The following is a 12,046-nucleotide window of genomic DNA, read 5'->3' on the forward strand; positions in this document are numbered from 1 at the left end:
CTACTTAGGGCTTTTATGTGGGAATAATGTAAATAATCCGGTTTTCCGGTTATTTTATACGGAACATCTTCCCGTTTTTATACTGAAACTTCACCTCACAATCGTTTTTGTTATCCATATTGTGAACCTTGAATTTTTTAGGATCAATGCCATTTATTTCGCAAAGCATCGAACTTTCCCAGTCATCATAAAAAAGAGGTTCTCTGAAGGTAAGATTAGGATTCGTTTTCAGTTCATGAAACACATCATATTCCAGACAAATATCTCCACCCTCAATATGATTATCCCTGATTGCTTTATTCAATTTAATGAATAGTTCATTATTAAAATGGCTTGCATAGATCCATGAATCTTTCACCCTGAGATTGGTCACCACCAAAAGGAAGGCTATTACGGCAAAAAAAACGCTGATCATTCTGCTCTGCGCATTCAGTTTCACAGAGAAATAAATAACTCCCGAAATAATCAGCAAGGTATAAAAAAGCCGTATGGCTCCAAGGTTTCTGTTATTGAACCCAAAAAGCGTGGGAATATAGGATGAAAAAAGGAAAATACTCAGGCCTACCAGTATCGCAGCAAAAGAAATCATCCCCAGTTTTTTAAAATATTCTGATTTACTTTTAAAATCATAATTACTAAATGCTTTATACACAACGAAAGGAATCACGACTGATAGCACCCACTCCGGAATATTCATATTTCTGATATTCAGCAAACCTTTATAAATTCCTACAAAAAGATCTTTAACAAAAAGCTTCACGGAAAATATGACAACAAGCATTACTCTTTTCAATTCAAAGATTCTTCCTACCTCGTCTCTCTGGTAAGAGTTCACGAATATATAGGGCTGAATCACCTTTCTGAAGGTAATAATGACCCCCAGCGTAAGCAGCGCAAATAAGACTCTTTTCTTATTTTCTTTGATAAGAAAAAGAGGAAGAAGTACTAAAGGAAGGAATATTTCATAGCTCAATACTGAAGCAATAAAAAGCAGCGCACTTACCATGATCTTTTTCCGGACATAAACATAATAGATACTCAATACAAAGAAAATGGTGGCCAGATTCGAATTGAGCATGATGGAAGTAAACTGAATACTTGTTCCTATGATGGAGCAGCAATACAGCAAAGTAATAAGACTGGCCAGTTCTTTTGAGAGCATCTTTCGTCCCACCCAATATACCGCTATTAATGAAAGCGGAAAAAAGAGGGTTCCTAAAAGATAGGCAGATTCATTATTCTTCGACAGGAAAGATAAAGTACCGGTGATGATACCGGATACCGGCCTCGCTGCCATTATCGTAGAATCCAGAAAAGAATAAATATAACTGAAATAGGAATCAGGAATCACTCGTAACGCATAAACACCTGCCAGATCATCTGTAACGACGGCTTTTTCTTTAAAAACAGACAGACTGATATAAAGACTGTAAACAACGATCAGGATATTTAAAAATACCAGATAATTATTGTTCTGCTTTTTCTCCATATTATTTTTCAAAACTTGTGAATGTGATTCCCACAGGTATCAAAAATAATAGATTTATACCAATAAAAAAAGGTGTTATCAATATAGGGTGCAAAATTAAATCGCTACGGGAGCTTTAATCCCCGGATGTGGATCATAGTTTTCTAAGGTAAAATCTTCGAAATCAAAATCAAAAATATCTTTAACCTCCGGATTCAGTTTCATCACAGGCAAAGGTCTTGTTTCCCTTGAAAGCTGTCTGTTTACCTGTTCAAAGTGATTATTATAGATATGAACATCCCCGAAACTGTGAACATAGTCTCCTACTTCCAGATCGCAAACCTGTGCTACCATCATCAGCAGTAACGCATAGCTCGCAATATTGAAAGGGACTCCCAGAAAAACATCTGCACTTCTCTGATACAGCTGTAGAGACAGTTTTCCGTCTGCTACATAAAACTGGAATAGTGCGTGGCAAGGTGCCAATGCCATGTTAGGAATTTCTGCCACGTTCCATGCAGAGACAATCAACCTTCTGGAATCAGGATTTTTTTTGATCTGATCAATCACATCAGTGATCTGATCTACCACCTTACCATCTGCTCCGTGCCAGCTTCTCCACTGTGCACCATAAACTGGTCCCAGGTCTCCGTTTTCATCAGCCCATTCATCCCAGATGCTTACTCCGTTATCCTTAAGATATTTAATATTGGTATCGCCTTTCAGAAACCAAAGCAATTCATAAATAATGGATTTCAAATGCACTTTTTTGGTCGTTACCAGTGGAAAACCTTTTGACAGATCATATCTCAGCTGATAGCCGAATACACTTCTCGTTCCGGTACCGGTTCTGTCGGTTTTATCAGTTCCGTTATCCAGAATATGTTGTAAAAGGTCCAGGTAATTTTGCATTTTGAAAAGAATTTTATGCCCCAAATTTAGTAAAAACGATCAAAAAAAGCACTCATTTTTATGAATGCTTTTTATGGATGCCATATCCAGATTCTATTAAGCAACTGTATATCTGCTTTATAGCGCTATGATATTTTTTACCAGATATTTTCAATATGCTGATGAACAGTATTGATGGTGAATGATTCGCCTGTCTTTTTACCATACATCATCTTTACCAGTGGTGATTCTGCTGAAACGGTCATGATCTTTTCTTTTTCAGAAACAATTTCTCCTAATGATGCAGAAATATAGAACAGCCCTTTATTGGTTTTTACCAATGCTCCGTTCTGTACTTTTTCTGAAGGATCGGCATTTATTTTTTGTAGAACAGCCTGCTGATTGAGTGTTTCATTAAGCTGTCTCTGCAGATTATTGATTTCCTGCTGAAGCATTTCACGGCCCGTCTCATATTTGTCTCCCATAGAGCTTTTCGTATCGTTATTGGACGCGCGTGTTTCGGCAATGAGATTTTCAAAATACCGGATCTTGTCGGTGATTTTTGTGTTGACAATATTTAATATTTCCTGTTTGTTCATTGTAATATTGTTTTTTTTCATGGTGGGTGGCAGACCACCCCGTCAAAATCTTTGATTTTGACACCCCTCCGCCGGAGGGGAATACAGTACCTTTTAAAAGCCGACGGTTAAGATCTTAGAGCTTAAGCCAGAACTGTAAGGGCTTTACTTTTCATTTTTCAAATACGGCATAGTCTGAAACTTTGAAGCTAAAGTCTTTTCCGGTATTGAAGTCTCTTTTGGTTTTATCAAAAACATTTCTGAATGCTCCTGATAAATGCTCGTCCTCTATGGTAAAGTCAACCGGATCTTTTGACATATTTAAAACGACCAGTACTTCGTCTTTCCCGTTCTTTCTAACGTAGGCCAAAATTTTATCATTGGCTGTTGTATTCAGAAGATAGGTCGTTACATTAGGATCACCGCCTCTTAAAGCCGGATTGGAAGCTTTAAGATCCAATAGTGTTTTATAAAAATCCGCTACCTGATAGGTATTGGTCCATTTGATCACATCTTTTTCAAAGAATTCCAGTCTTTTCATATTCGGAAGTTCCTGGCCGGAATACAATAATGGGACACCATTCCATGTTGCGGAAAATACAGCCATAGGTTTTGTAATCACGCCATATTTTTCATATTCTGTTCCGTTCCACGAGTTTTCATCATGATTGGAGGTAAACCAGGCTCTCATTGAAGCATCTCCGATATTGGAATATTGCACCAACAGGTCTTTCAATTCCTGCAGCGGTTCATTTTTCTTGTAATAATCTGCTGATTTGTGCATCCATTTCCAGGAATAGCTTGCATCAAAAACTTTCCCGTATTCAGGACTTTCCAGTTCGTCAAATTCACCCAGCCAGAAGAGAGGTTTTAGTTTTTCCACTTCCGGGCGGGCCTGCTGCCAGAAGTCGACTTCTACCCATGAAGCAAGGTCGCATCTGAACCCATCGATATCCGTTTCCTGTACCCAGAACTTCATCGCGTCAATCATTGCCTGGCGCATTTCCTGATTTTTATAATCAAGTTCGATAATATCATCCATCCCTGAAGCAATATGGAATTTACCATCCGGATCTTTTAAATAAAATTCAGGATGAGTTTTCGTCCATACATGATCCCAACCGGTATGATTGGCTACCCAGTCAATGATTACTTTGAATCCCAGTCTGTGCGCTTCATTCACCATATCTTTAAAATCCTGCAACGTCCCAAATTCCGGATTGATGGAGGTATAATCTGCCGCAGCATATGGGCTTCCCAGACTTCCTTTTTTATTCTGCTGGGCAATTGGGGTAATCGGCATAAACCAAAGGGTTCTTACTCCCATAGATTTCAGGCGGGGCATTTCTTTGGCAAATGCTTTGAAAGTTCCTTCCTGAGTATATTGTCTGATATTTACTTCATAGATATTGGTGATATGTTTCCATTCTTTTGGCAATTCTGTCATCTTCCTTGTATTTTTTTGAGTGGTACAGGAAACAATTCCCAGACCAATTACAGCTAATAAAATTAATTTTTTCATTAATCTATTTTTAACAAAAGTAAGGATTGTTTTTTCAGGGGGAAAGGGAAAGGGGCGAAAAAGAGGAAAGGTGAAAAGGCGAAGGAAGCGGAGAAAGCTGAGGCAGCGAAGAGGGCGAAGGAGGCTGAGAAGGCAAAGAGACTAGGGAAAACCTAGAAAGTAAAGAGAGCAGGGAAGAATCATAGGGTAAATAGATTCAGGGAAGCTGAGGTAGCTAAGAAAGATAATTATCTGATTTACCAATTAGCTTTCTTCGCCTTCTTTGCTTTATCAGCTCTCTTAGCCATCTTTGCCTCCTCAGCCTTTTTGCCCTTTTGCCTTTTAACCTTTCTCCCTCAATATTTGCTCCAGCCTTTCCAATAAAAAAGCCCCGGATAAAAACCCAGGGCTGATATATTTTATTGACTATCTTTCATCATCATTGTCATCCTCATCATCAAAGACATCGTCATTGTAGTCTTCTTCTTCCTCATCGTCGAAGCTGTCGTCCTCGTCTGAGAAGTTTCCGCCACCGCCAAAGTCATCTTCAAAACCAAATTCTTCATCTAACAGAGGCATTGCTGATTTCTTTTTGCTTCCTCCTGCACTTCCGTTTTTGCTAGGGGCTTTCAAAGGAACGTTTCCGAATCTGTATACCGTAATCGGATAGTTCACTCCTTTCTTTTCGTCGATTATTTCAACAAGCTCACAGAAAAACTCCCAAAGATCAAGAAGTCCATACTGGAATTGGGCTTTGTCCCCTACATTTTCAAAAGCCTCATCAATGTAAACGTCTGACATAATCTCACCATCGCCGTCATCACTCATATCTTCCAATGGGACACTCTTTACGATCGTTCCGTCATTTTCTAACAGATTAAAAGTAGAAAGCTCTTCGCCCTGCAGATTGAATGCACTTTTAATTCCTAAATGTAAGTTCCATAACGATTGCTTTCCCTTTACTTCAATATCACGGAAAATATCCTCTTTCGCATCTAATATTACGCGGATTTTGTAAACCATATCAGTTTCTTAAATTACTTTTTTGCCTTTATAATTATGATAAATCTCTGTTGCAAATATATAATAAATGACATGTGACAAAAAAATATTTCAGGATTTTTTAAAATATTTTTTTTTCTTACATTTTGCCGGAATTATTTACTTTTTTCGAGCATAAAACTGAATTTCGTCCCTTCAAGATAGACACTTTCTACGGTAATGTTTTCGTTGTGAGCTTCAAGGATGTGCTTTACAATCGCCAATCCCAACCCGGAACCGCCTTCTCTTCTGCTTCTGCTGGTTTCCACTCTGTAGAATCTTTCAAAGATTCTTGGCAGAATTTCAGATTTGATTCCCATTCCGTTGTCTATGACTTCAATGAGTACTTTATTTTTAAGAATACTGGTCTTTACAATCACTTTTGCCTCCTGTCTGTTGGCATAGTGGATGGCGTTGGAAATAAGATTGATGAACACCTGTGAAATTTTCTGTTTATCAGCTTCTACAAAAATCTGTGGGTGAAGCGTCTGGATCTGTAATGTAGTATTACGTTTTTCCGCTTCAAGATCAAGGAGGTCAAAAATTTCTTTGATCAGAAGATTGACATCGAATTTGGAAACGGTAAGATTGATTTCTCCGGCTTCGAGTCTATTGATCATATCAAGATCCTTCACAATAGCGATAAGTCTCTCCACAGATATATCAATTCTCTCAAGGTATTTGTCGCGGATGGTAAGGTTGTCTACGCCTCCGTCTCTCAGGGTTTCTACATAGCCCTGGATAGAAAACAGAGGAGTTTTCAGCTCATGGGAAACGTTTCCGATATATTCTTTACGGTAGCTTTCCATTTCCTTCATCGTATCAATTTCTGTGGCTTTCTGCTGATTCAGGTCAGAGAATCTTTCTCCAAGTTCTTTGATGGTGATATTTTCATCGTGATCATGAACAATCTCCTGGGGAAGAATGCCTGAAAGTCCTTTCACCTGTTTTCTTCCATAGTAATTGAACAGAAGTTCCAGGACTACGCAATTGATGATGAAGATCAGGACTATACAAATCAAGAGACCCGTTTTGAACAAAGGGGTCTCGTAATATATATCTTTCAGTGAGTCGAAAACGACCACCAGAAAAAGCATTACCAATGTCAAGAGACAAGAGGCAACGAGGGTAAGTCTGTAAAATTTCAATTTTACACCGTTTTAAGGATTAAACGTAAAGTTAGGATTTTTTAAATGATTAGACAATCAGTTTATAACCAATCCCTTTTAATGTCTGAATGGTATTGATTCCCAATTTTTCTCTTAATCTTCTGATGTGAACATCGATGGTTCTCTCACCCACAATCACATCGTTACCCCATACTTTTTCTAGAATTTCTTCTCTTTTAAAAACTTTTTCAGTATTGGAAGCCAAAAGGTAAAGTAAGTCGAATTCTTTTTTGGGAAGCAGAAACTGCTGTCCGCTTTTGGAAACTCGGAAATTATCTTTATCAATAACAAGGTCACCGATTTCGATCAGTTTGGCATTGTCAGAAACCTGAGAAGTAAGCTGCAGTAATGCATTTACTTTGGAGATCAGAATTTTCGGTTTGATCAGTTTTACGATATAATCATTGGCACCTGCCTGAAAGCCGGCCAACTGGGAAAATTCTTCGCTTCTTGCGGAAAGGAAAACAATAAGTGTTTTTTGAAGTTCTTTCACTTTACGAAGTTCCTGACAGGTTTCAATGCCATCTTTCTCAGGCATCATTACATCTAGAAGGATAAGGTCCGGAACGATTTCCTTTGCTTTATCTATACCTTCATTCCCATTGGTGGCTGTATAGATCTCATAACCTTCTTTTTCTAAATTGTAAGACAGAATCTCTAAAATGTCCAGTTCATCGTCTATTAAAAGAATTTTTTTGCTCATCTTCTAGTTTAAGAATTCCCACAAAAATAGGTATTTTCATTGGTCTTCCTTATTTATGTTATGTTAACTAATTATTAAAAAACTTAATTCTTATTTTAAATTTAAAAATCGATAAAAAAATCGACAAATAAATACATATACACCAAAGATACAAAACAATATCTAAAATAAACAAAAAAAATATAAACAAAAAAAACACATTTCAACAACGAAAAATTAGAGTTATCTATTAATATAAACTTCACAATTAATTAAAATTCTCCTAAAGTTTTCTTAAAAACTTAGCCTTTATTTTGCCCTTGAAAAAGAAGTAAAAGAAGTAAAATGAAAAAACAACTCCACAAGAGCATTGTGCTACTTGCCTTGTTTTCTGCTGGCTATGCTTTTGCACAAAGTCAGATTCTGGAAGGTAGGGTATTGGACGAGAAAGACAACACTCCTATACAAGGTGTAAAGGTAAAAGTAAATGATCAGGAAGTAATGACTGACATTTCCGGATACTACTCTATCAACCTCTCACCAGGTGCTAACTATGTTGTAACAGTAAGTTCCAATGGATACAACAGAAAAGAGATCAGTGAGGTTATCATCAAAAATGAAGGTAATACTCACCTTGACATCGTGTTGGACAAGCCATCTACCAAAGAAAAGGAAATTGAGGGAGTTGTCATCAAATCGAATGCAAGAAAAGAAACCATAGCCTCTACCATCGGTTTGCAGAAGAATGCAGGGGTAGTCTCTCAGGTTATCGGGGTTGAAGCCATCAAAAGAAGTCCGGACAGAAACACCGGTGAGGTTCTGAAAAGAGTTTCCGGGGTGAGTTTATCTGAAGGGAAATATATTGTGGTAAGAGGTTTGTCTGACCGTTATAACCAGGCTATGCTGAACGGTATTCAGCTATCCAGTACGGAGCCTGACAGAAAGACTTTCTCTTTTGACCTTTTTCCTGCCAACGTTATCGAAACTCTTGTCATCAATAAAACCTTTATCCCTGAATACACAGGTGAATGGGGAGGTGGATTGATCCAGGTAAATACTAAAGATATTCCTAATAAAGACTTCTTCAATGTACAGGTAGGTGTAGGAGGAAATACAGCGACTATGGGTCAGGAATTTTTCATCCAGAAAGGTGGAAAGTGGGACTTTTTAGGAATTGATGACGGATACAGAAAGCTTCCTACCAATATGCCTGCAAAAAATGCATTCAGTATTTTGAGTGAAGGTCAGAAAACAGATATTGGTAAAGGATATACAAAGAATCTTGGCTACAACAGCATCGGGTATCCTGAAAACCTTAGCTTACAGCTTGACGGAGGTTTCAACACCAAACTTTTCGGAAAAGATTTAGGCGTAATTGCTGTATTAAACTACAGTAATAACAAAAGAAGAACTGAATCTACCAACCGCTTCTTTACCATCAATGATCAGCTTGCTGATACCAACTTTGATTATTTTACAGAAAAATACAGCAATGATATAGTTCTGGGAGGAATGTTGAATCTTTCTTTAAAGTTCAATAACAACAACAAAATTTCCTTAAAGAATATCATTACCAATAATACGGTGAACCACATGTCCTTCAGAACAGGAAAGGACTTTGAATTTGATCCGATCAACGGAACCAATATTATGGCAAGGGAGATAGGATTTAAAGAAACTACTTTCTATAACTCTACCCTTACCGGTACTCACAAAATAGACGCTCTTGGCGGATTTACGGTGAACTGGTACGGAAGTTTCGGGATCCTTGACCAATATATTCCTTTATTGCAACGTTTACAGTATAACCAATATACAAACCTTCCGGGAAGCCCTTATCTGGCTTTGATTTCCAACGGACTTTCTCAGAAGTCAGGAAGTGTCTTCTACTCTACTCTGAGCGATTATTTATATAATGCAGGTGGGGATATTTCTAAATCTTTTACGCTATTTGGTCAAAAACAAACGATCAAAGGAGGATATTTGTTTCAGGTAAAAGACAGAATATATAACTCAAGACCTTTCTCTGTAAGACTTGAGAAATCCAATGAAGGTCTTCTTTCTCAACCTTTTGAAACGATCTTCAATCCTGGAAACTTCGGAACTGACGGTAAGTTTACCTTTGATGAAATTGCAGGAAACCAATACCGATATATTGCGAATACAATCCTTAATGCCGGTTATATTCAGTTTGACAACAACTTTACTCCTTGGCTAAGAGCCATCTGGGGACTAAGGGTTGAAAACTTTGACCAATTGGTAGGAAGTACAAAAAGAAGTGATGACCGTTTTGTGAACACAAAGGTTACTGACTTTTTACCTGCTGTGAACTTAACCTTTAAGCTGGATCCTAAAATGAATATCCGTGTTGCCGCTTCACAGACGGTTGTAAGACCGGAGTTCAGAGAGGTTTCTCCTTTAGCATATTATGATTTTGATTTAGGGGCTACAGTAATAGGTAACAAATCTATTGAGAGAACAAAAATTACGAATGTCGATCTTCGTTGGGAATTCTACCCAAGAAACGGGGAGATCTTCTCCGTGGCAGGTTTCTATAAGAACTTCAAAAAACCAATCGAATTATACTTCAACCAATCCGGGGTAGGAACAAGTAACACTTTCAACTACCTGAATGTAGATAAAGCTGACGCTTACGGAATTGAGGCTGAATTCAGAAAGAAACTTGACTTCGTTTCTGCACTTAAAAACTTTACATTAGGTGGAAACGTTGCCAGAATCTGGAACAGAGTAACGGATGAAGCGACTAAAATTGACAGACCAATGCAGGGACAGTCTCCTTACACAGTCAATCTAAGTCTTCAGTATGACACTGAAAAATCAGGATGGTCTTCTACGGTACTTTTCAATATGATCGGAAGAAGAATCCTTTATGTAGGAAACGATCAGGTACCTCCAATCTGGGAAGCACCAAGACCTCTTCTGGATTTCCAGGTTGCTAAAAAACTATGGAACAACAAGGGAGAGATCAAGCTGAATGTTTCGGATATTCTGAACCGTCGTGCTAAATTCTACCATGACCTGAACGATAACGGAAAATACGACAAGAAAGATGCTCTTGCGATTGAAAGACTTACAGGAACCAATATCAGTTTAACACTGGGATACAATTTTTAATAATCAATAATCTAATAAAAATAATTTAATTCTTTATAACATGAAAAAGTTCGTTTTATATTCTTTAATGCTTGGCGCTCTAGTATCAACTACCGCTTGTAGAAATATAGAAGAAGATGGCCCAACCATCATTCAAGGTGGAGGTAACGGAAACGGAGAAACTGAAAACCTTATTCTTTCAGGAAAAATCACTTCAAATCTTACCCTTAAAGCTAACAAAGTATATAAGCTGAGAGGATTAGTATATGTAACTAACGGAGCTACTTTAACCATCGAGCCAGGTACTAAAATTGTAGGTGAAGCCGATAAAAACGGGGCTCTGATTATTACCAAGGGTAGTAAAATCATGGCAGAAGGAACTGCTGCCAACCCTATTATCTTCACTTCTGAGAAACCAAGTCCGAAAAGAGGTGACTGGGCAGGTGTTGTAATTTTAGGAAATGCTCCTACCAATGCATCTTTCGGTGGACAAAACGGAGTTGGAGAAATTGAAGGAGGAATCAACAACTCTGAAGGTCTTGGACTTTACGGAGGAAATAATGCTGCTGACAACAGTGGTGTTTTAAAATATGTAAGAATTGAGTACGCAGGATACGCTTTCTTACCGGATAAAGAGATCAACGGTCTTACCTTCGGAGGTGTAGGTAACGGTACTACTGTAGATTATGTAGAGGTTGCTTATGCAAACGATGACAGCTTTGAATGGTTCGGAGGAACGGTAAACTGTTCTCACCTTATCTCTTACAAAGGTCTTGATGATGATTTTGATACGGATAACGGTTTCTCAGGAAATATCCAGTTTGGTATTGCTGTAAGAGATCCTCAGGTAGCTGACGTTTCCGGTTCTAACGCTTTTGAATCTGATAATGACGCGAACGGTTCTTCTTTAACGCCTCAGACATCAGCTACATTCTCAAATATGACCATCATTGGGCCAATCAACTCTTCAGCTCCAGGATCAATCAACCAATTGTTCCAGAATGCTTTACAGATCAGAAGAAACTCTTCAATCTCTGTATTCAACTCTGTATTCACAGGATTTCCGGTTGGTTTATTCATTGATGCAACTAAAGGGGTTCCAACAGACAACAACATCGTTGGTAACAAACTATTCTTTGAAAACAATATTTTAGCAGGAACTACAACTCCTCTGAAATTCGGGCCTTCTACGTCTACTCCAACAACTTATACATTAAATGATCTTACGACATGGTATAATGCTAAAGGAAATACGATCCTTGCTTCTACAGCAGATGTAAAACTTGCCGGTGCCTGGGCTCCTGCAGGAACAACTCCAAACTTTACTCCTTCTGCAGGTTCTCCATTGTTAACAGGTGGAGTGTTTACTAACCCTAAATTAACGAGCTGGTTTACACAAGTGACTTACAGAGGTGCTGTAAAAGATGCTAATGATACATGGTATGCAGGATGGACCAACTTCAATTTATAAGATTTATATAAATATAGTAGTTAGATTTCATTTCAAATCAAAAGCCTTCGGAGATATTTTCCGAAGGCTTTTTTTATATAGTAATGAGTTTTTTACGGAGTTCCGGGATTTTCAATGTGAATAGATGTTAA

General features: G+C 37.9%; 9 protein-coding genes. 2 read left to right on the forward strand and 7 right to left on the reverse strand.

Annotated features, from left to right (window positions below):
• Positions 1 to 49: 49 nt before the first annotated feature.
• The 7 genes from AC106K_RS10345 to AC106K_RS10375 all read right to left on the reverse strand — a co-directional run bounded on the left by AC106K_RS10345 (position 50) and on the right by AC106K_RS10375 (position 7,351).
• On the reverse strand, positions 50 to 1,489 hold the full coding sequence (locus AC106K_RS10345) for a hypothetical protein (RefSeq protein WP_482445090.1): 1,440 nt from the start codon (positions 1,487 to 1,489) through the stop codon (positions 50 to 52).
• 96 nt (positions 1,490 to 1,585) lie between these two features.
• Positions 1,586 to 2,380 (reverse strand): thymidylate synthase, encoded by a 795-nt coding sequence (locus AC106K_RS10350; protein ID WP_482445092.1) that lies wholly within the window; start codon positions 2,378 to 2,380, stop codon positions 1,586 to 1,588.
• A gap of 137 nt (positions 2,381 to 2,517) precedes the next feature.
• Positions 2,518 to 2,958 (reverse strand): hypothetical protein, encoded by a 441-nt coding sequence (locus AC106K_RS10355; protein WP_482445094.1) that lies wholly within the window; start codon positions 2,956 to 2,958, stop codon positions 2,518 to 2,520.
• Between the two features lie 151 nt (positions 2,959 to 3,109).
• Positions 3,110 to 4,459, reverse strand: a complete 1,350-nt coding sequence (locus AC106K_RS10360) for an alpha-amylase family glycosyl hydrolase (RefSeq protein WP_482445096.1) — start codon at positions 4,457 to 4,459, stop codon at positions 3,110 to 3,112.
• A gap of 405 nt (positions 4,460 to 4,864) precedes the next feature.
• The gene (locus AC106K_RS10365; protein WP_482445098.1) at positions 4,865 to 5,461 is read right to left on the reverse strand and encodes an IS1096 element passenger TnpR family protein; all 597 of its coding nucleotides are present in this window, start codon (positions 5,459 to 5,461) and stop codon (positions 4,865 to 4,867) included.
• 134 nt (positions 5,462 to 5,595) lie between these two features.
• Positions 5,596 to 6,627, reverse strand: a complete 1,032-nt coding sequence (locus AC106K_RS10370; protein WP_482445099.1) for a sensor histidine kinase — start codon at positions 6,625 to 6,627, stop codon at positions 5,596 to 5,598.
• A 49-nt stretch (positions 6,628 to 6,676) separates the two neighbouring features.
• Positions 6,677 to 7,351: a response regulator gene (locus AC106K_RS10375; RefSeq protein WP_482445101.1), complete on the reverse strand. Its 675-nt coding sequence runs from the start codon at positions 7,349 to 7,351 to the stop codon at positions 6,677 to 6,679.
• 324 nt (positions 7,352 to 7,675) lie between these two features.
• Here AC106K_RS10375 and AC106K_RS10380 point away from each other — a divergent pair, with 324 nt between their 5' ends.
• A complete protein-coding gene (locus tag AC106K_RS10380; protein WP_482445103.1) occupies positions 7,676 to 10,465 on the forward strand; it encodes a TonB-dependent receptor domain-containing protein in 2,790 nt (929 codons plus the stop codon).
• A gap of 40 nt (positions 10,466 to 10,505) precedes the next feature.
• The gene (locus tag AC106K_RS10385) at positions 10,506 to 11,915 is read left to right on the forward strand and encodes a hypothetical protein (RefSeq protein WP_482445104.1); all 1,410 of its coding nucleotides are present in this window, start codon (positions 10,506 to 10,508) and stop codon (positions 11,913 to 11,915) included.
• The last annotated feature ends 131 nt before the right edge of the window (positions 11,916 to 12,046 follow it).

Source organism: Chryseobacterium sp. FR048 (genome assembly GCF_056844665.1).

Excerpts from the sequence above, each read along its gene's own strand:
- AC106K_RS10365 (WP_482445098.1), bottom strand. The coding sequence starts at position 5,461 with ATGGTTTACAAAATCCGCGTAATATTAGATGCGAAAGAGGATATTTTC.
- AC106K_RS10350 (WP_482445092.1), bottom strand. The coding sequence starts at position 2,380 with ATGCAAAATTACCTGGACCTTTTACAACATATTCTGGATAACGGAACT.
- AC106K_RS10355 (WP_482445094.1), bottom strand. The coding sequence starts at position 2,958 with ATGAACAAACAGGAAATATTAAATATTGTCAACACAAAAATCACCGAC.
- AC106K_RS10385 (WP_482445104.1), top strand. The coding sequence starts at position 10,506 with ATGAAAAAGTTCGTTTTATATTCTTTAATGCTTGGCGCTCTAGTATCA.
- AC106K_RS10380 (WP_482445103.1), top strand. The coding sequence starts at position 7,676 with ATGAAAAAACAACTCCACAAGAGCATTGTGCTACTTGCCTTGTTTTCT.
- AC106K_RS10360 (WP_482445096.1), bottom strand. The coding sequence starts at position 4,459 with ATGAAAAAATTAATTTTATTAGCTGTAATTGGTCTGGGAATTGTTTCC.
- AC106K_RS10345 (WP_482445090.1), bottom strand. The coding sequence starts at position 1,489 with ATGGAGAAAAAGCAGAACAATAATTATCTGGTATTTTTAAATATCCTG.
- AC106K_RS10375 (WP_482445101.1), bottom strand. The coding sequence starts at position 7,351 with ATGAGCAAAAAAATTCTTTTAATAGACGATGAACTGGACATTTTAGAG.